This is a genomic window from Maribacter sp. Asnod2-G09, from assembly GCF_045063795.1.
Lineage (GTDB): Bacteria > Bacteroidota > Bacteroidia > Flavobacteriales > Flavobacteriaceae > Maribacter.
Window position 1 is genome coordinate 67728 of the sequence record NZ_JBEFOA010000005.1, and the last position, 22106, is coordinate 89833.

Annotated in this window: 18 protein-coding genes; 6 read left to right on the forward strand and 12 right to left on the reverse strand. The window is 35.5% G+C overall.

The window, feature by feature from the left end; translation table 11 throughout:
* Window positions 1–235: 235 nt before the first annotated feature.
* The gene (locus ACJJVT_RS12420) at window positions 236–2005 is read right to left on the reverse strand and encodes a hypothetical protein (protein WP_405399087.1); all 1770 of its coding nucleotides are present in this window, start codon (window positions 2003–2005) and stop codon (window positions 236–238) included.
* A 91-nt stretch (window positions 2006–2096) separates the two neighbouring features.
* On the opposite strand from ACJJVT_RS12420, the gene ACJJVT_RS12425 reads away from it, so the two are divergent.
* From ACJJVT_RS12425 to ACJJVT_RS12435, 3 genes are all read left to right on the forward strand, one after another.
* Complete coding sequence (locus ACJJVT_RS12425) at window positions 2097–2624, forward strand: RNA polymerase sigma factor (protein ID WP_405399088.1); 528 nt, start codon at window positions 2097–2099, stop codon at window positions 2622–2624.
* A gap of 205 nt (window positions 2625–2829) precedes the next feature.
* Complete coding sequence (locus ACJJVT_RS12430; protein WP_405399090.1) at window positions 2830–3741, forward strand: FecR family protein; 912 nt, start codon at window positions 2830–2832, stop codon at window positions 3739–3741.
* Entirely contained in the window at window positions 3722–6241 is a 2520-nt protein-coding gene (locus ACJJVT_RS12435; protein WP_405399092.1) for a carboxypeptidase-like regulatory domain-containing protein, read from the forward strand. Before ACJJVT_RS12430 ends, ACJJVT_RS12435 begins: the two co-directional genes overlap by 20 nt.
* A 1-nt stretch (window position 6242) precedes the next feature.
* On the opposite strand, the gene argS is transcribed toward ACJJVT_RS12435, so the two are convergent.
* Window positions 6243–8024, reverse strand: a complete 1782-nt coding sequence (gene argS, locus ACJJVT_RS12440) for an arginine--tRNA ligase (protein ID WP_405399094.1) — start codon at window positions 8022–8024, stop codon at window positions 6243–6245.
* 116 nt (window positions 8025–8140) lie between these two features.
* On the opposite strand from argS, the gene ACJJVT_RS12445 reads away from it, so the two are divergent.
* The 3 genes from ACJJVT_RS12445 to ACJJVT_RS12455 are packed head-to-tail and all read left to right on the forward strand — an operon-like array spanning window position 8141 to window position 10519.
* Window positions 8141–8566, forward strand: a complete 426-nt coding sequence (locus tag ACJJVT_RS12445; RefSeq protein ID WP_405399095.1) for a hypothetical protein — start codon at window positions 8141–8143, stop codon at window positions 8564–8566.
* Window position 8567: 1 nt separating this feature from the next.
* Window positions 8568–9080 carry a DUF1648 domain-containing protein gene (locus ACJJVT_RS12450; RefSeq protein ID WP_405399096.1) on the forward strand — a complete coding sequence of 171 codons (513 nt, stop codon included), beginning with the start codon at window positions 8568–8570 and terminating at the stop codon, window positions 9078–9080.
* Window positions 9080–10519, forward strand: coding sequence for an SDR family oxidoreductase (locus ACJJVT_RS12455; RefSeq protein ID WP_405399097.1), 1440 nt, complete (start codon window positions 9080–9082; stop codon window positions 10517–10519). Before ACJJVT_RS12450 ends, ACJJVT_RS12455 begins: the two co-directional genes overlap by 1 nt.
* Window positions 10520–10531: 12 nt before the next feature.
* Here ACJJVT_RS12455 and ACJJVT_RS12460 read toward each other — a convergent pair whose 3' ends face one another.
* The 10 genes from ACJJVT_RS12460 to rplQ form a co-directional block, all read right to left on the reverse strand.
* On the reverse strand, window positions 10532–12706 hold the full coding sequence (locus ACJJVT_RS12460; protein ID WP_405399098.1) for a molybdopterin cofactor-binding domain-containing protein: 2175 nt from the start codon (window positions 12704–12706) through the stop codon (window positions 10532–10534).
* Window positions 12707–12709: 3 nt separating this feature from the next.
* Entirely contained in the window at window positions 12710–13201 is a 492-nt protein-coding gene (locus tag ACJJVT_RS12465) for a (2Fe-2S)-binding protein (protein ID WP_405399100.1), read from the reverse strand.
* Between the two features lie 9 nt (window positions 13202–13210).
* Window positions 13211–13822 (reverse strand): hypothetical protein, encoded by a 612-nt coding sequence (locus tag ACJJVT_RS12470; protein ID WP_405399101.1) that lies wholly within the window; start codon window positions 13820–13822, stop codon window positions 13211–13213.
* Between the two features lie 90 nt (window positions 13823–13912).
* Entirely contained in the window at window positions 13913–14842 is a 930-nt protein-coding gene (gene ctlX / locus ACJJVT_RS12475) for a citrulline utilization hydrolase CtlX (protein WP_405399104.1), read from the reverse strand.
* 42 nt (window positions 14843–14884) lie between these two features.
* The gene (locus ACJJVT_RS12480; protein ID WP_405399106.1) at window positions 14885–15799 is read right to left on the reverse strand and encodes a dimethylarginine dimethylaminohydrolase family protein; all 915 of its coding nucleotides are present in this window, start codon (window positions 15797–15799) and stop codon (window positions 14885–14887) included.
* A 95-nt stretch (window positions 15800–15894) separates the two neighbouring features.
* On the reverse strand, window positions 15895–17181 hold the full coding sequence (locus ACJJVT_RS12485) for a citrate synthase (protein WP_405399108.1): 1287 nt from the start codon (window positions 17179–17181) through the stop codon (window positions 15895–15897).
* Window positions 17182–17295: 114 nt separating this feature from the next.
* Window positions 17296–18831 carry a glycogen synthase gene (locus ACJJVT_RS12490; protein WP_405399109.1) on the reverse strand — a complete coding sequence of 512 codons (1536 nt, stop codon included), beginning with the start codon at window positions 18829–18831 and terminating at the stop codon, window positions 17296–17298.
* A gap of 119 nt (window positions 18832–18950) precedes the next feature.
* Window positions 18951–20243, reverse strand: coding sequence for a phosphopyruvate hydratase (gene eno / locus ACJJVT_RS12495; RefSeq protein WP_073242629.1), 1293 nt, complete (start codon window positions 20241–20243; stop codon window positions 18951–18953).
* A gap of 102 nt (window positions 20244–20345) precedes the next feature.
* The gene (carA, locus tag ACJJVT_RS12500; RefSeq protein WP_405399111.1) at window positions 20346–21473 is read right to left on the reverse strand and encodes a glutamine-hydrolyzing carbamoyl-phosphate synthase small subunit; all 1128 of its coding nucleotides are present in this window, start codon (window positions 21471–21473) and stop codon (window positions 20346–20348) included.
* A 94-nt stretch (window positions 21474–21567) separates the two neighbouring features.
* Complete coding sequence (gene rplQ, locus ACJJVT_RS12505; protein ID WP_299321046.1) at window positions 21568–22101, reverse strand: 50S ribosomal protein L17; 534 nt, start codon at window positions 22099–22101, stop codon at window positions 21568–21570.
* Between the last annotated feature and the right edge of the window lie 5 nt (window positions 22102–22106).

Sequence of the window (22106 nt, forward strand, 5' to 3'; positions counted from 1 at the left end):
TCTTTTCTTTTTTAAGGGGTTACAAATTTAATAATATCAATGTAAAATTCGTAGCAAGTGCCAGAAAATAAACAAAACAAAAGAGCATCCACTATAAATGGATGCTCTAAACTTAGTTGTGGGGCAAAAAAGGTATTACATTTTCATAAGCTGCAAGTTCAAAACCTCCATCAATACCGCCAACGAGGCCCAACTCTTTACTGTTGACGGTATATTTCTGGATGTTCTAATCTTACTATCTTTCTAAAACTAAATGGTCATATAAACCAGTATCATTTTCATGTTTAAGCTCTATTCTTGTTTCATCTATCTCTAATATCTGATAATCATTTGCCAACGGCTCGTAATTACTACCTGCTTCGAAAGAAATTATCATTTCTAACTTACCGCTAAATGTATTTCTATATACAAACCACGTGCCATTGCTATAGACTTCTCCTTCTAAATTTCTAACTTCTAAAGTGCCGTCATTTTCCAAGTATAATTTTACATCTGCAAAAAGTACTGTAGACTCATCATCATTTTCTGCGAAGTAAGCCACATCCCATTCCGTATTATTGAATATGCTTTTAATGAAAGTGATATCTTCCTCTTCATCGTCTTCATCAATACATTTTTTAACGATTACTAGTTCATAGAATTCCTCTTCTACATTGAATTTTACTATTCCGTCTTTAAGATCTGTCAACAACCAATCGAAACTTACCGTTGGCTCGTCGTTCATTGTCATGGCTACCACCCATCTACCTTGCTGATTGGTCGTCACCACCCAAGTACCCTCAGAAACCTCAGCATCATTAGTAAGTATTAAAACGCCTTCTACTTGAAATTCAAGTTCAGCACCAAATAATCCATCAATCTGATCACCGTTATTTTTCAATCTTTTAATGATCCATGCGCAATCGCTCAATGTTTCTGAAATGCTTTCAGCAGTTACTTCTTCTAAATCTTCATCACAGAATTGCTTCATTACAATACGGTTACCATCGCCATTGTATAATTTGATTTTATCATCACCTAAGTCGTAGACATTCCATTCTAAATTGAAATCGGTAGAGTTCTCGAATTCCATCGTAAGTTTTGCGCCATCATCGCCAACGGTTGTTGTCCAAGTACCTTCAACTACAGTTGCACCGTTAAACCCAGTACTAACCGTACCATCTTCTTTAAAGTTTAAAATGTAGTTTACGTATTGCGGAGTCTGGTCAACATTGTCTCTTTTAAATTCTGTAACAAACCATACACACTCGATCAATTCTTCATTTAATTCATCTTGGTCAAAATCATCATCGTTGTAATCATCGTCGTCATCTTCATCACAATCATCTTTTGCATTCTCAATCGCAATGGCTAATTCTTGATTGCTTTCTACTACAATCGTAGTTTCGTCAGACAATTTTAAAGTCACGGGAAAATCAAAACTTATTAAGTTGTCGTCGCCTAAATCTTTGAAGAATAAACGTAGTTCTCGATCACTTGTAACCTCAACAGTACTGGTCTGCTCTAAGTTGACATTAAAGGTGAACATAGTCATAGGATACACAAAATCTATACATTCGATATCATCATCTTCGCCACCTTCTTTACAATCTGCAGCTAATGAACGTAATTCGTCTAATCCATTAATAGTAAATTCAGAGAAGTCACCCGCAGTAATGGTAACAGGGAAAATGATATCTAGAAGATTTTCATCATCATCTATACTATCAAAAATTTCTTCTATCTGCTCAATATCATCTTCAGACTCAATGGTAAGTGTTATTCCGTTTACCTTAACCGTATACGGAAAATTGATTTGAAAACAACTTGTACCATCAACGATATTATCGCAAGAACCATCGTTAGAACTGGTACGTTGAATTAAATCTGCTGTAGCAGAATTTGCTGTAATTGCTGTCGGCTCTTCTCCGTTATTAATTTCTTCGATCTCATCTTGACAAGCAGTAAAGCTCAGCGCAATTGTTAGTAGGCTAACATACATTGCATATTTAAAAATCTTTTTCATAATGACTTGGTATTGTTTGTTATTATGTTTCTAAAACAACCGACTTTAAAAATACCCTACCTTCTTTTTTATTTTTTTTCAAATATCTTTGATGAAAAGCAATCTATTGAAAGCAGACCAACAACTAAATGTGTGCGAAGAACAGGTTTACAAAAGTGTTTTTAACGAAACGTCTAAATCCATCTTCAATTATATTTATTACAAATTTGGTAATGAAGAGAAAGCAAACGATGCTGTACAAGAAGCATTTGTAAAGCTATGGGAGAATTGCGCCAAGGTGGCACCAGAAAAAGCAAAATCATATTTATATACCGTTGCCAATAACCTGTACCTAAATATTATTAAGGCAGAAAAGGTTCGGTTAAAATATGCCGATGCTACTTTAAAGACTACCAATGAATCTCCGGAGTTTATTATGGAGGAAAATCAGTTCAAAGAAAAATTAGATAACGCTTTGAATAGTCTGCCAGAAAATCAACGCACTACTTTTTTATTAAATAGGATTGATGGAAAAAAATATGCCGAGATCGCAGAAATGGAAGGTGTAAGCGTCAAAGCAATCGAAAAAAGGATGCATTTGGCACTGAAGAGTTTGAGGGAGCAGATTGATGGAATTTAATTGGTTGTTGGTTGTTGGTTGTTGGTTGTTGGTTGTTGGTTGTTGGAAATAAAATAATACTTTTTACTTAATACTTAATACTTAATACTTAATACTTAATACTTAATACTTAATACTTAATACTTAATACTTAATACAAAAATAAAAAAATAAAAAAGTAGGGTATTCATCTACTTAGTTGTTATACTAATACAAAGCTAAAAACATGCAAGACAATTACTTAGCAAAATGGCTTAATGATGAATTGACCGAAGCCGAGTTGGCGGAATTCAAAAAGTCGGAAGCTTATGAAACATATCAGAAAATTAAGGAGTCGGCGGCACAGCTAGAATCTCCTGAATTTGATATGGATAAAGCATGGGAATCTATTGAGCAAACGAAGACCGTAGAAGAAACCAAGGTATTTATCTTATCACCATTCAAGAAGTTTCTTCGTGTTGCAGCTGTAGTTGCCGTATTACTTACCGCGTCGTTCTTTTATTTAAATACTTTGAACGAATCTTATACAACGGAATACGCCGAGAACAAATCAATCACCCTACCAGATACTTCTGAAGTTATCTTGAATGCTGAATCTGAATTGGCCTTCAGTGAAAAAAAATGGAATTCCAACAGAAATGTAGATCTTAAAGGAGAAGCTTATTTCAAAGTTGCCAAAGGAAAAAAATTCACCGTAGAAACGGCTGAAGGATTGGTTACTGTTTTAGGAACTCAATTTAATGTAGAAACTAGAGAGGACTATTTTGAAGTCACCTGTTTTGAAGGTTTGGTAAGTGTCACGATCAACGGTGAAGAAACCAAACTACTTGCAGGGAATTCATTGCTTGCAATAAATGGAAAAAGCACCATGTCTAAAGCTATCGTAGATGGCCAACCTTCTTGGTTGTCTAAAGAGAGTTCTTTTACAAGTATTCCGTTACATTATGTCTTAGATGAATTGCAACGACAATTTAATATTACCGTTACGGCAAAGAATATTGATACCGCACAACTTTTTACAGGCTCGTTTAGCAATGAAAATTTAGACCTTGCCCTAAAAAGCATAAGCGTTCCTTTACAAATTAAGTTTAACTTAGATGGGAACAAAGTGCTGTTCTATGCTGAAGAAGCACCTTAATACTTTTATCACCTTATTTTTCTTACTGATTTTCAGTGGGGCGAGCTATGCCCAAACCACAACAAAAGATAGTGTTGCATTACGCGATTTCTTATCTGAACTACAATCTAAATTTGAGATAAAATTCTCTTATGCCGATACCGATGTTAATACTGTGTACATCACAAAACCAACATCCAATGCTCTTGATGAAATTCTCACCGAATTAAGGGAAGCAACGGGAATAACCATCAACAAATTAAACGACCGTTATTACACTCTAACCAAAACAACAACCATTTCTATCTGTGGTTATATTTTCGACAACTTTGAAGAAAACAATATACCCGGTGCCACAGTTGAAATTTACGAATCTGACCTCTCTGGAGTTACAGATGAAAACGGTTCTTTCAGCTTTGAAAATGTCCCCATAAACTCATTAGTCTATATAAAACATCTTGGTTACAAGCCCATTTTTATTGAAGCAAAAGAACTTTCAAAAACTTCCGATTGCAAAACCATTGCCATGGCACTTAGTTATCAAGAGTTAGATGAAGTAATTGTAACGCAGTTTCTAACCACAGGATTAAATAAACTTAACAACGCAGGTTTTGAATTGAGTCCCGCAGAATTCGGAATTCTACCGGGAGTAAGTGAACCAGACATTCTGCAGACCGTACAGGCTTTACCGGGAATTAAGAGTGTTGATGAAACGGTATCTGACATTAATATACGAGGTGGCACAAATGACCAAAATCTTATTCTTTGGGACGGAATTAAAATGTACCAAACCGGACATTTTTTCGGGTTAATATCAGCATTCAATCCGTATGTGACGGAAAAAGTAACCATCATCAAAAATGGTACATCTGCCATGTATAGTGATGGTATTAGCGGAACTTTGAGCATGCACACCAAAGATGAGTTACCATTAAACATTACCGGCGGAGCCGGATTCAATTTAATCTCGGGCGATGTTTTTGGTGAAATCCCCATTCAAGATAACATGGCGTTACAAGTATCTGCCCGTAGATCATACACCGATTTTTTGAACACTCCCACGTACACTACCTTCTCAGAAAAGGCATTTCAAGATACCGAAGTAAATAGTGAGAGCGAATTCTATTTCTATGATTTCACGGCGAAGTTTATGTATGAAATCAATCCGTATCAGAAAGCGAGTATCAGCTTAATTAACATGAGCAATAACCTAAATTATCTCGAAACAACTAGTGATACTATTGCTCCAAATAGAAGTAATCTGAATCAAGATAATTTTTCAATTGGTAGCGAATTACAAAGCGAATGGACAGATGATTTATCATCTCAATTAAGTTTCTACTACACGCAGTATGACTTGGATGCCCTATCCATATCAAATAATGATGCTCAGCAGTTAGAACAGAATAATCTAGTAAAAGAGTCTAATATTAAACTCACCACCTATTACAAAATTGGAGAGCATTTAAATTGGATGAACGGTTATGAATTTACTGAAACAGGAATTGAAAATACAACCAACGTTAATCAGCCACCATTTGCAAGTAATATAAAAGGTGTTATACGTAAACACGGATTATTCAGTGAAATATCCTATAGCTCAGAAGATGAGAAATTAACTGGGTTTATTGGTGGAAGATTGAACTATATCGAAAATCTAGATACGTTTCAAGAATACATATTTGAACCTCGCATTAATGTTAGTTATGAGTTGCTACCTAATTTTAAAACCGAAGTATTAGGCGAATATAAAAGTCAGGTTACCAATCAGATTATCGATTTGGAACAGAACTTTCTAGGTATAGAAAAAAGAAGATGGATACTTTCTGACGGCAATGCCTTACCCATCACCAAAAGCAAACAAGGATCTTTTGGCTTTAATTATGATACCAATAGATTATATGTAGGCATAGATGCTTTTTACAAAGAAGTAAATGGTATAAACGTGTACACCCAAGGCTTCCAAAATCAGAATCAATTTGATGGAGAGATTGGCTCGTACGCAGTTAAAGGAGCCGAATTCTTAATCAATACAAAGAATAACGACTATAGCGCATGGCTTAGCTACACCTTCAATAAAAACGATTACACATTTGATGTCTTAAATCCAGCTACATTTCCGAACAATTTAGATGTTAGACATGCTATCACCCTTGCAGGAAACTATACCCTTGGTGATCTTAAATTAGGAATAGGTATTAATTACAAATCTGGAAAACCATTTACCCGACCAGATGAAAATGACCCCATAAATGCTACTGTTTTTCCTACTGAAATAAATTACGAAGAACCTAATAGTAGCAGATTACCCGAATATTTCAGGACAGATGCATCAGCAAATTACACCTTAAAAATGGGCGATAAAATGAATGCTATTTTTGGCGTATCGGTATTGAATATTACGAATAGACAAAATACCCTAAACACCTATTACAGACTGCAAGATGATAATACTATTGAAACTATTGAACGCTTATCATTAGGTATTACACCCAATACCAGCATTCGAATAAGTTTCTAAGTTACATACGTTCAGGCACTTCAACACCCAATAATTTGAATGCATCTTGTATTACCTCAGCTACTTTTTTAGATAACTGAACACGTAAAACTTTCTTCTCATCGTCAGACTCGCCAAGTATAGAAACTTGCTGGTAGAACGAATTAAATTCCTTCACCAAATCATAAGTAAAATTCGCAATCAATGCCGGACTATAATTCTCCGCTGCCAATTGAATGATATCTGGGAAGATTTGAAGTTGTTTTATCAGCTCTTTTTCTTTCGCGTGTAATTCCGTAACCTGAGCATCCTTAGAACTATCGATACCCATACTTTCTGCCTTCCTTAATATAGACTGAATACGTGCATAGGTGTATTGAATAAACGGACCTGTGTTCCCTTGAAAATCTACCGACTCTTCAGGGTCAAATAAAATTCGTTTTTTAGGATCTACTTTTAGTATGTAGTATTTTAAGGCACCTAAGCCAATCATCTTATACAACGACTGCTTTTCTTCCTCATTATAATCTTCAAGCTTACCTAATTCCTCAGAAATTGTAGCGGCAGTTTGCGTCATATCAGCCATAAGATCATCGGCATCAACAACAGTACCTTCTCTACTTTTCATTTTTCCACTAGGCAAATCGACCATACCATAACTAAGGTGGTGCAATTGGTTAGACCAAGAGAATCCGAGTTTCTGTAGTATTAAGAACAATACTTTAAAGTGGTAATCTTGCTCATTACCAACTGTGTACACCATACCATTTACATCTGGGTGGTCTTTTACACGTTGTATCGCAGTACCAATATCTTGGGTCATGTAAACCGCAGTACCGTCTGATCGAAGAACAATCTTCTCATCTAATCCGTCTTCGGTTAAATCAATCCAAACACTACCATCTTCTTTCTTAAAGAAAACACCTTGTTTTAATCCCTCAGCAACAACATCTTTACCTAAAAGATAGGTGTCACTTTCATAATATAGGTTATCAAAATCAACTCCTAAATTCTTGTAAGTAACCTCAAAACCTTTGTACACCCATCCGTTCATGGTTTTCCAAAGTTCAACGGTATCGGCATCTCCAGCCTCCCATTTCAAAAGCATATCTTTTGCTTCTAATAAGATCGGCGCTTCTTTTTCAGCAACATTTTGGTCAGTACCTTCTGCTAATAATGTTGCTATTTGTTCTTTATACGCTTTATCAAAAGCAACGTAATAATTACCAACTAGCTTATCTCCTTTTAACCCTGTAGACTCTGGCGTTTCTCCGTTTCCGAATTTCTGCCAAGCCACCATACTTTTACAAATATGAATTCCTCGGTCATTAATAATCTGGGTCTTGTACACTTTTTTACCTGATGCCTTTAAAATTTCAGCAACAGAATATCCTAATAAGTTATTACGAATATGACCTAAGTGTAATGGCTTATTGGTATTCGGAGAAGAATATTCTACCATTACGGCATCATCAGACTCCTTTACAAATCCGAAATTCTCCTCTGAAGAAATTGAATTGAAAAAATCTAAATAGAAACCATCATTGATAACAATATTTAAAAAGCCTTTAATAACATTAAAGCCTGCAACGGCATCTACATGTTCTTCTAAATAAGCCCCAATTTGCTCACCAATTTGAACCGGATTACCCTTTACCACGCGCAACATCGGGAAAACCACAATCGTGATATCGCCTTCAAAATCTTTACGGGTAGGTTGAAATTCTACATTTGGCAATTCTTTGTCAAAAATAGATTTAACCGCTTCTTTTACTTTATCTGATAGTACCTCTTGAATATTCACCAAAACGTTTAATTAAGGCTGCAAAACTAATCATTTTTTAGGCTTTTAAGGTAAACAGATGCTGTATTCATTTGGCATTTCGCTAACTTTAATAAAAACAATGTAATTGAATTCGTATGCTTGTAAATGTATCTTACAACAATAAAGAGGCTACTCGAAAAATAGATGATGCAGTCGGCAAGCCTTTTACCTTAAAACAACGATGGGCAATGGGCGGTATTGGCTCACCAAAATTGATCATTACAGAAACAAGTGTTGAGATAAGAAACCTGTTAATTTTAGATAATAATAGAGATATCTGTAATATAGAAATGAGACCTGATGGAATCATAGTTGGGTTTAGGTCATTATTAGAATCTTATGCTTTGGTAATACCCTACTATAAACTCTCTATGTACAAAGGTGAAGCATCTGTTTATTCAATTTACCGCGACCATCATTTTATTAAAGTAGAATCTGACACCAAAGCAGTACAGAAATTCTTTAAAAAAATATTAGGCTACAAAGCTGACAATGCACCCACCTCAATTGAAGATTTATAATATGTTCGCAGATTTACCCAAAATAGATATAAAATTTACTAAAAATCAGCAAAGACAAATTGCTATTGGGTGGATTATGATAGTAATCAATTTTATAATTATTGGCATTTTTTATACTGATCTACCAGATAGCATTCCTGCACATTTTAATTACAAGGGAGATGTAAATGGTTATGGTCATAAAGATTCAATTTGGACTCTTCCTATTATAATGGCATTAACATATACCCTTTTATTTCTAATTATTAAAAAGGTAAAGCCATGGAATATGAATTACCCTGTTAAAGTAACAGAAAAAAATGCTCCAAGAATTTATAAAATGTCATTGCAAATGCTGATATACATGAACTTGTTAATATCGATTATAGCCACTCCAACAATTATAGAAACTATTTTACAAGCTCATGAAATCAACTTAGGTTTTAAAATATCAAGTCTATCCATAATTATTGTAGCTATCGTAACCCTACTACCCCTCTATTACATTTTTAAAATGTTCAAAATACCCAAATAATGAAAATACTACTTACAGGAGCCAATGGTTATATAGGTATGCGTATTCTACCGCAGCTATTAGAAATGGGGCATGAAATAGTTTGTGCTGTACGTGATGAAACCAGACTTTCTGTAGACAAAGAAACTAGGCAACAAATAGAAGTCATAGAAATTGACTTTTTAGAAGAACCCAAAGAAAATGTAGTTCCACAAGATATAGATGCCGCTTATTTTCTAATTCACTCCATGAGTTCGTCAACTCAAGATTTTGATGAAATGGAAGCGAAGACTGCTGAAAACTTCAATAAATATGTAGCAGAAACTCAAATTAAACAAGTCATTTATTTGAGCGGAATTGTGAATGACAATAACCTTTCTAAACACTTGCAGTCACGTAAAAATGTTGAGGATATTCTTTATCAAGGTGATTTTAACCTAACTGTTTTAAGAGCAGGCATCATTGTAGGATCAGGAAGCTCTTCTTTTGAAATTATTCGAGATTTATGTGAAAAATTACCTGTGATGATTACGCCGAAATGGGTATTGACAAAAACACAACCTATTGCCATACGAGATGTTATTGCATTTCTAACAGGTGTATTAGGAAATGAAAAAACATATAACGACTCCTTCGACATTGCAGGTCCCAATGTACTTACCTATAAAGAAATGCTGCATAAATATGCAGAAGTCAGGGGCTTCAAAAACTGGATTTGGACCGTACCCGTTATGACTCCGAAATTATCCTCCTACTGGTTATATTTTGTCACCTCAACCTCATATAAATTGGCATTGAATCTGGTAGACAGTATGAAGATTGAAGTCGTGGCAAAAGACACGCGATTGCAAGATATTCTCGGAATTACTCCCCACACCTACAAAGAAGCCATTGATTTAGCTTTTAAAAAAATAGAACAAAATTTAGTGGTCAGTAGCTGGAAAGACAGTATGATCAGCGGTCGATTTGTTGACAACTTAGAGAAACATATACAAGTACCTAAATATGGTATTCTGAAAGATTATAAACAACTTAAAATCTCGAATCCCGAAGAAGTATTAGAACGCATTTGGAGCATTGGCGGTGAAACCGGATGGTATTACGGCAACTGGCTCTGGAAAATACGCGGATTTATGGACAAGCTTTTTGGTGGTGTCGGTTTAAGACGTGGTAGAACGCATGCTCATAAAATATTTGCAGGTGATTCGCTAGATTTTTGGCGGGTACTATTAGCCGATAAAAAAGCAAAACGACTATTACTATTTGCCGAAATGAAATTACCGGGCGAAGCATGGTTAGAGTTCAAGATTGATGAGAACAATGTACTACATCAAACTGCAACTTTTAGACCACGTGGCCTACGAGGTAGATTATATTGGTACAGCATAGTGCCGTTTCACTACTTCATTTTTGGCGGAATGATCAAAAATATCGCTGATCAGAAAAATGCTAATCAATAATCAGAACTTCTATTAAGCCTTCTTCGAAAGCTTTAGTGGTAATTCAGTTAATCGTTCTCCCGTTAAGCGTCTAACAGCATTGGCAATCGCAGCTCCAATAGGTCCTAGAGGTGGCTCCCCTACTGCACCTGGTGTATCTTTACCTTGCAATAAAACTACATCAATTTCTTTTGGTGCATTCTTCATCAAAGCCATTTGATAAGGTCCGTAAATTGTTGGCGTTAATTCTCCGTCTTCCACAAACATTTGCTCGTAAAGTACGGCACTCATCCCCATAATTACACAACCTTCGCATTGTGCACGAATTTGATCAGGATTAACAGCTAAACCTGGATCCATTGCAACAGTTACTTTATGTACCACAATTTCATTATCAACAATTGAAACCTCTGCTACCTGTGCACATGGTGTATTTGCATCTATAGAAGCAGCAAAACCCATAGCACGACCATCTTTTACTTCTTCGCTATAATTAGCTTTTTCAGCAGCTGCTTTAATTACATTTTTTAAACGAATGTCAATTGGTTCATCTGCTATTTGATGCAATCTAAAATCGACCGCATTCTTATTTGCTTTTAACGCCATTTCGTCTATAAAACTTTCCATGGCGAACGTATTAGCCAACAACCCCAAACTACGCCACCAGCTGGTAGCAAAAGGCAATTCTACATGCCAGCACTCCGCTTTAAAATTAGGTATAGCAGTGTATTGAATGAATCCGCCACGAATAGCACCAACATCGGCACCCAAAAAGTTGGTAAGTGCATTAGGTATCAGAGCAGAATCGGTGGCAACATCACCACTCACGAACTGATGTTCTAGTCCGTCTAAATAACCCTCCGCATTTAATTTTCCTTTAATCACATGATGTGTAGGTGGTCGAAACATATCATGCTGAAATTCTTCTTTTCTACTAAAGAAATACTTTACCGGTTTGCCAACAGCTTTAGACATAATTGCCGCTTGAACTGCATGCGGCGTATGTAATCTTCTACCAAAACCACCACCCAAATAGGTAGGTATAACGTTGACATTTTCTACATCTAAATCTAAACGTTTGGCAACCTCTTTTCTAGTAATGCCGACAACTTGTGTCGATATTTTTATAGTAGCGCAATCGCCATCAACAAAGGCAACAACACCATTTGGTTCAATTTGAGCATGCGCCCCTATAGGACTTCTGAATTCTAAAGTGACTACTTCATCTTGATCATCAAAAGAATCTCCGTTCTTTTGTATCGCCGAAGAATTTCCGTTTCCCACGGTCATCATTTTTATGATTGCCTCGGTATTTAAATTATCATAGCTATCCCATGCAACGATAATGGCATCTTTTGCTTTCTCCGCTTCTAGCATAGAGTTTGCCACTACACCTACAAAATCATCTTCAACAACAATCTTAACTATACCAGGCATATACTCTGCTGCTTTAGTATCTGCACTGACGAAAATTGAACCTATTTTCGTAGGTCTAACCACGGCACCATAAAGCATATCTGGCATTTCCGCATCCATACCGAATATCGGATCTCCGTATACTTTCTCATCCAAATCAACCCTAGCAATTGGTTGACCTATGTATTTATAATCTTTAGCATCTTTTAATACAGGAACATCTGGCACCTCCCAATTCTCAACTCCCTCTGCCGCTTGCGCATAAGTCAATGTTTTTCCGTTGCCGGATATAACGCCATCTACAACAGAAAGCTGATCGACATCTACATTCATTTTAAGAGCAGCTTCTTTTAAAAGCATTACCCGAAGCATGGCAGAAAGTTCTCTAAGCGGTTTCCACAGTCCAGATATAGAAGTACTACCACCAGTGGCAAAACTATCTACATTTCCAGTTGATGAAGCTGCATGTACTACTTGAATTTGATTCAAAGAAACAGACAGTTCTTCGGCAGCCATTTGGGCAATACCGGTAAATGTGCCCTGCCCCATTTCCATTTTCGGAGAATGTAATAGGATGTTATTATCAGAAGTCACCTCAAACCAAATCATTGGTTGGTCAATATTATCTAGATAAGGCGCTTCAAGTGAATTTACCACGCCTAAAATTTGACGTCGAATAGGACTTCTAAATAAGTAGGCACCAATAGCTACCACACCTATGGTTCCTAATCCGCCTTTGACCAAAAATTTTCTTCTAGACACTTTCTTTGAATCTTTTTCTTTATCAGCCATCAATTATAACTCTTTAGATTCACTAATTACCTTCTCTGCTTGCAACTCCGCCGCCTTATGAATGGCTTTTCGCATTCGGTAGTAGGTACCACAACGACATACATTTATAATGTTCTTATCAATATCTTCATCTGTTGGTTTGGGCACTTTGTTTAACAAGGCAGCCGTTGCCATCATAAAACCTGGTTGACAATAACCACATTGTGGCACAATCTCTTCGATCCAAGCCTGTTGAACAGGGTGCGGATTTTCTCTATCCCCCAGCCCTTCAATTGTAGTCACTTCTTTTCCTTCTGCAAATTGTACGGGATAAGAACATGATCTGACAGCATCACCATCTACATGTAACGTACAGGCACCACAAGCTGCTTTTCCACAACCGAACTTTGTACCCTTTAAATTTAAAGTATCTCTAACAACCCAAAGTAAAGGGGTGTTTTCATCTGCTATATCTACGGTTTTTAAAACACCGTTTACAGTCAAGGAAATTTCCATAAAATTTTATTATTTAGAAGGTATTATTGCTCCGTCAGCAAACCAATTTTCAACAGCTTTCTTAAATTCTTCTTTTGAAACTGGCGGTATCGTTCTTGGCTCACCATCTGCATCTACACCTGGTTCCCAAGCCCAAAGCACCAAATTATCTTCGGTCATATGTTCAATAAGTTCTTGATGACTTCGATTGCCATTCATGCTTTTATCAAGTAAACGTTCTGCTATTTGTGCGCGCGTGAGTCCTTCCCAAGCCATTGAAGCAGGTGCCAATGCCCAATGAGGAGCACCTGGAACACCTGAATGTAAATTATTCTGAGATTGATGACATGTATTACAACTAGTCGCTTCAAAACCATGATCATCTTCACCCCTTGCCATTCCAAAATAATGAGGATGGCTTTCATCGCCCTGTTTTGGTATGTGATCACTAGGGTGACAATTCATACAACGTTGATGCGTTAATACATCCATCATCTTGTTATATGAATCATCAGATTTTACTTCATTAATCACTTCATTTTCTACAGATGAATAACCAGATATTTTCGGAGAACTTGCAAATACAAGTATAGCTCCAACAACAAAAAGTGATACAAAAATATAAAATGGTTTCAGCTTCATAATCAAAATCTGATTTCTATGAAGATAACAAAAGGCTTTGACTTTTATTAATCCATTTAAACAAATAATCAACTAGGCAAGCCAAATGATTTATTTCTTCGGAAGAAAAACCTCTGCCATCATACAACGTGCACTACCGCCACCACAAGTTTCAATAGTATGTAATGAGCTATGTAGAATTGCGCAATGATTTTCAATCTGTGCTATCTGTTCTGGTCGCAAACTATCATAAGCTGCAGAACTCATTACCATATACCTTTTGTCGTCACTACCTAAAACCTGAAGCATATTACCTGCAAAATGATGCATTTGTTGTTCGGTAATAACAATCACTTCTTTACCATCTTTTTTAAGGTGGTCCAACACATTTTTTCTTTCCTTCTTATCATCAATAGAATCTGTACAAATGACTACGAAATTTTCGGCCAAAGCCATCATCACGTTTGTATGATAAATAGGTAATCGCTTACCATCAACAGACTGATTAGCTGTAAAAATCACTGGAAAAAAATCAAAATCTTCACAAAACTCAATGAACAAATCTTCATCTGCACGTTCAGATAATGCACAATATGCCTTTTTGTTTACTCTATCTATTAATATACTACCTGTACCCTCAAGAAATAATTCTTCTTCTTCGGCAGAAGTATAATCGACAACATCATTGATTTTAAAACCGTTCTGCTCTAAGATCTCAAAAATATCTTCTCTGCGTTCATTTCTTCTATTCTCAGCAAACATTGGGTAAACACCGACTGTACCATTCGCATGAAAAGAGATCCAGTTATTAGGAAAAATACTATCTGGAGTGTCTGGCTCTTTAGTGTCTTGAACAACGATAATATTAACTCCCTTATCCTTTAATACGGATACAAAGTCATCAAACTCTTCTTGAGCTTTCTTATTTATCTCTTGATTCTTCATATCAATATCTTCCATAAAATAGTTATTGACAGCGGTCTGCTCGTTCATTCTAAACGACACCGGGCGAATCATGAGTATGGTATTTGTTATTTGCATAGGGGTACTAATTAAATTTTTCTTTTTTATAAATCTTTAAAATTAAGCTCTAATTAAAGGCAGGGTACTACAACGCAACAGCCCTTCTTGCTTTGAAATTTCGGCATAGGCAATTTCTTCTACCGTAAAACCTTGTTCACGTAACCAATTATTAAGACGCGTGAAATTACGTTCGGACACTACAACATCTGGTGAAATAGAAAATACATTACTATACATATGGTACATTTCATTGGCATCTATTTCGAAAATATTTTCTTTTCCAAAGAAATCTACCAACCATTGGTACTCCTCTTCTACCAGAAATCCGTTTTTATGTAATATTGCTTTCCCTTTTCCTAGAGGTTGAAAACAGCAATCTAAATGCAATGCATTTTCTTGCGCAACAGTATTAGACTTTCTTAATTCGAAGGACTTCACAGTTTTGTTTGGAAATTGTTTTGTCAAATACGCTACGGCAGCTTTATTAGTTCTCGCCGTTATATAAGAAGAATAGTCAGGTGCAGTATATGTACCAACAAAAATATAATCGTTCCAAGGCATAACATCACCACCCTCAACATGAACGTCTTCTGGAGGAGTCAGAATATTATCATCATCGATCTTATCTAAAACATGTAAAATTGCTTCTACTTCTTGTTCTCTATCAGGTAGTATATTTGCTTTGATAAGTTTGTCTTCAATAACAAAAGCAATATCTCTAGTAAATATTTGATTACAGTTTTCAAGAACTTCGGGTCTAAAGACTTTAACATCATATTTCTCGAACACTTTTCTAAAACCTTCCATTTCGGCAACCATATCTGCTTCAATAGGGTATGTACCAGCCTTTATATGTTCTACCGATTTTGGATCATAAGCTTCTTCAATAGTTGGCGTAGGTCCAGAGCTTTTAGCGATACCCAATACAACCGCTTTTAACTGTGAAACTTCATCTTTGATATGTAACTGTAACATAAGTTTTAATTTAAATATGAATTAAAAAAAAGGCATAAAAAAAAGCCCCTTTAAAAATTAAAAGAGCTTTTTGTTTTTTTGATAACGGTAGCAATCTACCTTTTGTCAAGTTCGACAAAAGATCTTAAATTTTCACCAGTATATACTTGTCTTGGTCTACCAATTGGTTCACCATTCAATCTCATTTCTCTCCATTGAGCAATCCACCCAGGTAATCTACCTAAAGCGAACATTACTGTAAACATTTCTGTTGGTATGCCTAATGCTCTATAAATAATACCTGAATAGAAATCTACGTTAGGGTATAATTTTCTATCAACAAAGTACGGATCTTCAAGTGCTTCTTTTTCTAAACCTTTTGCAATTTCAAGAATTGGATCATCTATACCTAGATCTGCCAATACTTCATCAGCAGCTACTTTAATAATCTTAGCACGAGGATCGAAGTTTTTATACACTCTATGACCAAAGCCCATTAATCTAAAAGGATCAGACTTATCTTTAGCCTTAGCCATGTATTTTTTAGTATCGCCACCATCTGCTTCAATAGCTTCAAGCATTTCTAATACCGCTTGGTTTGCACCACCATGTAATGGACCCCAAAGCGCAGAAATACCTGCAGATAAAGATGCAAATAAACCAGCATGAGAAGAACCTACAATACGAACAGTACTCGTAGAACAGTTTTGCTCATGATCAGCATGTAAAATCAATAACTTGTCTAACGCCTCTATAACAACCTTGTTCTGCTTATAATCTTGATTAGGACGTTTAAACATCATTTTATGAATGTTCTCAACATACCCTAAACTATCATCACCGTAATCTAAAGGAAGACCTTTCTTTTTACGTAATGTCCAAGCTACAAGAACTGGAAATTTAGCAAGAATACGCACAATCGCGTGGTACATATCTTCATCAGAACTCACATCAACCGTTGACGGGTTAAATGCAATCAATGCACTAGTCAAAGAAGACAACACACCCATTGGATGTGCTGATTTTGGAAAACCGTCCAAAATCTTTTTCATCTCTTCATCTACATGAGATTCATCTTTAATGTCTTTATGAAATTTCGCTAGTTCCTCTGAATTTGGTAATTCACCAAATATCAAAGCATAAGCTACTTCTAAGAAATCAGCTTTCTCGGCTAACTCTTCAATTGAGTATCCTCTGTAACGTAAAATTCCTTTTTCACCATCTAAAAAAGTAATAGCACTTTCACAAGATCCTGTGTTTTTAAAACCTGGATCAATAGTTATAATTCCATTGGTAGCCGAACGCAAAGTTTTGATATCGATTGCAAGTTCGTTTTCGGTTCCCTTAATTACAGGAAACTCATATTTTTCACCATTATATTCTAAAATAGCTTTGTCTGACATTTTTCTTTTTACGTTTTAAATACTTCTCGTAAAGTTAACAAAACAAGACTGGTTTACCAATTTCCAAAATCTGTTTTGGGTAAAATTAACAATAAGTACTATGAATAGCTTTCATTACAACAGATATAGTGACTCGTAATATGCATCTAAAGATTTCTCCCAAGTAAAACGCGCCTTTTTCGCATTGGCTTTTATCTTTTTCCAAGCAGGTTTATCGTTCTCCCATAAGGTCAAGGCCTCATCAAAACTTTTCACCATATTACTAATTTGCTCGTCGTAGGTATTTCCACCAAAAACAAATCCTGTTTTCATGTGATCGACAGTATCTTTTAGTCCGCCAGTATGATGCACCAAACACGGGTTACCATTTCTCATCGCCAACATTTGACTAATACCACAAGGTTCGAACAAACTAGGCATAAAGTACAAATCTGTTTCTAAATACATTGAATCAATCAAATCTTCTGATTGCCCGTTGGTAAATACAAAGTTTTTATGATGATAGCTCATATGACGAAAGAACTCTTCATAATCTGGGTCACCAGTACCTAATAAAATAAATATACCATCAATTTCATTTAACCTCGCAAGCATTTTTTCAAATGCTTCAGGAGATCGTTTTAAGAAATAGAACTTCTGCTCAGTTAATCTTGCTACACTAGACACAATAAACTTTGGTCTATTACCAACAAACTGCATAATCTTCTCACCAGTATGGGCAAGAAAATCTGCCTTATACTTCTTTGAATTTTCTTGAAGCCATCTAAAAATAGCTTTTACCGTATTTCTATATAACAATCCTTTTTCAGCTTCTCGTATATTGCCATAGTTGCTGGCATTTAAGATACCGAAAAGTCTACCTTCATTATTCGCTTTAATTAAATCTTCTTCTAAACTTTCACCTCCTATAAACTCTGGTCTTCTACTTGGCAACAGCACATCTTCTTTATAAGATGGCGAAACCGTATGTACCGCATCTGCAAAACGAATACCGACTGCCATTAAATTAATACAGTCTTGATATCTCGGATCCATCAGTGCTTTATGATCTAATTGAATTTCTGGAAACCAATGATTGACGGAAGCGTAGTTATTATAAAAAGGACGAATACCCTGAATAGCTAGGTTATGAATCGTATACACATATCGCATCTTTTTCAAATCTTGATATTGAGGATGATATGTTTTTATAAATAAGAGCGCAGCAGAATGCCAGTCATGCATATGAACGATATCTAAATCGCCAAAGGCTATAATTTTAATTGCTTCTGCCGTAGCTGTGCAAAAAATAATGAACTTTATAAAGTCATTGAAAAAAGGCTCTGTAGGATCATCATGATATATATGAGCTATACCACCTTCTGATATTTCAGGATGGTGAATAACATAATGAGTAATATTTTTATCTACTCTTTTAGGAATAACCTCATACAATTCTGCTGTATATGGCATACCCCTAAGACTAAATTCTAGTTTAGTTTTAAAGATTCCATTTTTATGCAATCTAGAATATGAAGGTACGACCACGTGAACTTTATCTCCTCGTTTCGATATCTCTCTAGGCACGTCTCTAACCACGTCACCCATTCCACCAGCTTTACAATCAGGAATGGCATCATTCTCTGCGGAAACAAAAAGAAAATTATTCATACGCTAACAAAGAGGGGTTATTATTGGTTTATTCTCAAAAGGTAGTTAAAGTTTTGAAGTACGCCAAAAAAAAAAGCCTTTCTCGAAAGAAAGGCTTGATTATATATTTCAATTAAGAATTAACCTAACTTAAAGGCTTTTTCTTGTGGGTAATAAGCTGTACTACCTAATTCTTCTTCGATACGAAGTAATTGGTTGTATTTAGCCATACGATCAGACCTTGATGCCGAACCAGTTTTAATTTGACCAGTATTCAAAGCTACAGCCAAATCAGCAATAGTATTATCTTCTGTTTCACCAGAACGATGCGACATTACTGAAGTATATCCTGCATTTTTAGCCATATTAACAGCTGCAATTGTTTCTGTCAATGTACCAATTTGGTTTACTTTAATCAAAATTGAATTTGCAATACCTCTTTCGATACCTGTAGATAAACGCTCAACATTTGTAACGAATAAATCATCACCAACTAATTGAACTTTATCTCCGATTTTATCAGTCAAAGATTTCCAACCGTCCCAATCATTTTCATCCATACCATCTTCGATAGAGATAATTGGATATTTAGCACTTAAATCAGCTAAATACTGTGCTTGTTCTTCAGAAGTTCTTATAACACCAGACTCACCTTCAAATTTAGTGTAATCATATTTTCCATCAACAAAGAATTCTGCTGCGGCACAATCTAAAGCAATCATTACATCATCACCTAAAGTATAACCAGCATTTTTCACTGCTTTTGCAATAGTATCTAAAGCATCTTCAGTACCACCTGCAAGGTTAGGCGCAAAACCACCTTCATCACCTACTGCAGTACTAAGCCCACGGTCATGTAATACCTTTTTAAGGTTATGAAAAATCTCAGTACCCATTTGCATTGCGTGACTAAAGTTTTTTGCTTTAACAGGCATTACCATGAACTCTTGAAAAGCGATAGGAGCATCTGAATGCGAACCACCGTTTATAATGTTCATCATTGGCACAGGAAGCGTATTAGCGCTAACACCACCAATATATCTAAAAAGAGAAAGACCTAATTCATTTGCAGCAGCCTTGGCAGCAGCTAGTGAAACACCTAATATAGCATTGGCTCCTAACTTCGATTTGTTTGGTGTACCATCTAAATCGATCATCGTTTGATCCAAAAGATTTTGATCAAAAACACTCATTCCTAATATCTCTTCTGCAATAATGCTGTTTACGTTATCAACAGCTTTTGTTACGCCTTTACCCATGAAAGCTTTACCACCATCACGTAATTCAACAGCTTCATGCTCACCAGTAGAAGCACCAGAAGGAACAGCTGCTCTTCCCATTACTCCGTTTTCGGTAACTACATCTACTTCAACTGTTGGATTCCCTCTAGAATCTAATATTTGTCTTGCGTGAACATTTAATATAATACTCATTTTAATCTTTTTATTAGTTGTTTGTTTAAAAAGTAAAGATACAAAAGCATGTTTTTAACTAGCTCGTTCCAACCCTACAATTGCCAATTAATTAATGTTTATTTAAACTATTTCGTTATGTTTTGAACAATTCTCAATTAATTTAAAAAAATCATCAAAAAGGTAATCTGCATCATGTGGACCCGGACTTGCTTCTGGGTGATACTGAACAGAAAATACATTCTTATCTTTCATACGAATACCTGCAACCGTCTTATCATTAAGATGTGTATGCGTAATCTCAAGATTTGCATTAGCCTCAGTTTCTTCTCTATTAATAGCAAAACCATGATTCTGTGAAGTAATCTCACCTTTGCCAGTAATAAGGTTTAATATTGGATGGTTAATACCTCTATGTCCATTGTGCATTTTGTAAGTAGATACTCCGTTTGCCAATGCCAATACTTGATGACCTAAACAAATTCCAAAAAGAGGTTTATCTGTTTGAATCATTTTTTTAACTGCTGCAATAGCGTCTACCAAAGGTTCTGGATCTCCAGGTCCATTAGATATGAAAAAAGCATCAGGATTCCAAGAAGACATTTCTTCAAAACTACTGTTATAAGGAAACACTTTTACATAAGCACCTCTCTTAACCAGGTTACGTAAAATATTCTTCTTAATACCGATATCAAGCGCTGCTATTTTAAAATTTGAATTTTCGTCACCAACAAAATATGCTTCTTTCGTAGAAACTTTAGAAGCCAATTCTAACCCCTCCATACTTGGCACTTCACTCAAACGTCTTTTTAAGTCTTCTATATTATCTATATCAGTTGAGATTACGGCATTCATTGCACCATTATCTCTAATATAGCTGACTAATGCTCTAGTATCTACATCAGAAATCGCAAACAAATTATTCTTATCTAAAAAACCTTGCAAACTATCATCAGCCAAAGGTCTAGAATACTCATAACTAAAATTTCTACAAACCAAGCCTGATATTTTAATTGACTCAGATTCTATTTCATCTTTATTTACTCCGTAATTACCAATATGAGCATTGGTAGTTACCATTATTTGTCCGAAATAAGATGGATCTGTAAATATCTCTTGGTAACCTGTCATTCCAGTATTGAAACATACCTCTCCAAAAGCAGTTCCTTCTTTGTCTCCAACAGATTTTCCAAAAAAGATAGTACCATCTGCAAGTAATATTATAGCTTTTCTCTTTGCCTGATATTTCATTTTAGTCTTATAATTTATTCGTTCACAAAAAAACATAAAAAAAGGATAAGCTAGAAAGCTTATCCTTTTTCATTATTAATATTTATTGACAATTTTATTCCTTAGAATCATCTGTCTTAGCTTCTGTTTCAGTTTGAGCTTCTTCAACTTTAGTTTCTTTCTCTGCAGAAACAACTTCAGCATCACTACCACCTGATCTTCTACTTCTTCTAGTAGATTTCTTCTTAGGCTTACCAGCATTATACAATTCGTTGAAATCAACCAATTCTATCATTGCCATATCAGCGTTATCACCTAAACGATTACCTAATTTGATAATTCTAGTATAACCACCTGGTCTATCAGCAACCTTTTCAGATACAACACTGAATAACTCAGTAACTGCATACTTATCACGAAGATTCTTAAAAACGATACGTCTGTTATGAGTACCTTTTTCAGCACTTACATTATTTTCTGCTTTTGATTTAGTAATCAAAGGCTCAATAAATTGTTTTAAAGCTTTCGCTTTAGCAACTGTAGTGTTGATTCTTTTGTGTTCGATCAAAGAACAAGCCATGTTAGCTAACATAGCTTTTCTGTGGGCAGTTTTTCTACCTAAGTGATTAATTTTTTTACCGTGTCTCATGTTTC

Bases quoted from the DNA above. Each gene is read 5' to 3' on its own strand.
- ACJJVT_RS12485 (WP_405399108.1), bottom strand. From the start codon at position 17,181: ATGTCAGACAAAGCTATTTTAGAATATAATGGTGAAAAATATGAGTTT.
- ACJJVT_RS12450 (WP_405399096.1), top strand. From the start codon at position 8,568: ATGTTCGCAGATTTACCCAAAATAGATATAAAATTTACTAAAAATCAG.
- ACJJVT_RS12460 (WP_405399098.1), bottom strand. From the start codon at position 12,706: ATGGCTGATAAAGAAAAAGATTCAAAGAAAGTGTCTAGAAGAAAATTT.
- carA (WP_405399111.1), bottom strand. From the start codon at position 21,473: ATGAAATATCAGGCAAAGAGAAAAGCTATAATATTACTTGCAGATGGT.
- ACJJVT_RS12425 (WP_405399088.1), top strand. From the start codon at position 2,097: ATGAAAAGCAATCTATTGAAAGCAGACCAACAACTAAATGTGTGCGAA.
- ACJJVT_RS12480 (WP_405399106.1), bottom strand. From the start codon at position 15,799: ATGTTACAGTTACATATCAAAGATGAAGTTTCACAGTTAAAAGCGGTT.
- ACJJVT_RS12465 (WP_405399100.1), bottom strand. From the start codon at position 13,201: ATGGAAATTTCCTTGACTGTAAACGGTGTTTTAAAAACCGTAGATATA.
- ACJJVT_RS12470 (WP_405399101.1), bottom strand. From the start codon at position 13,822: ATGAAGCTGAAACCATTTTATATTTTTGTATCACTTTTTGTTGTTGGA.
- ACJJVT_RS12445 (WP_405399095.1), top strand. From the start codon at position 8,141: ATGCTTGTAAATGTATCTTACAACAATAAAGAGGCTACTCGAAAAATA.
- eno (WP_073242629.1), bottom strand. From the start codon at position 20,243: ATGAGTATTATATTAAATGTTCACGCAAGACAAATATTAGATTCTAGA.
- ACJJVT_RS12435 (WP_405399092.1), top strand. From the start codon at position 3,722: ATGCTGAAGAAGCACCTTAATACTTTTATCACCTTATTTTTCTTACTG.
- rplQ (WP_299321046.1), bottom strand. From the start codon at position 22,101: ATGAGACACGGTAAAAAAATTAATCACTTAGGTAGAAAAACTGCCCAC.
- ACJJVT_RS12490 (WP_405399109.1), bottom strand. From the start codon at position 18,831: ATGAATAATTTTCTTTTTGTTTCCGCAGAGAATGATGCCATTCCTGAT.
- ACJJVT_RS12430 (WP_405399090.1), top strand. From the start codon at position 2,830: ATGCAAGACAATTACTTAGCAAAATGGCTTAATGATGAATTGACCGAA.
- ACJJVT_RS12420 (WP_405399087.1), bottom strand. From the start codon at position 2,005: ATGAAAAAGATTTTTAAATATGCAATGTATGTTAGCCTACTAACAATT.
- ACJJVT_RS12455 (WP_405399097.1), top strand. From the start codon at position 9,080: ATGAAAATACTACTTACAGGAGCCAATGGTTATATAGGTATGCGTATT.
- ctlX (WP_405399104.1), bottom strand. From the start codon at position 14,842: ATGCAAATAACAAATACCATACTCATGATTCGCCCGGTGTCGTTTAGA.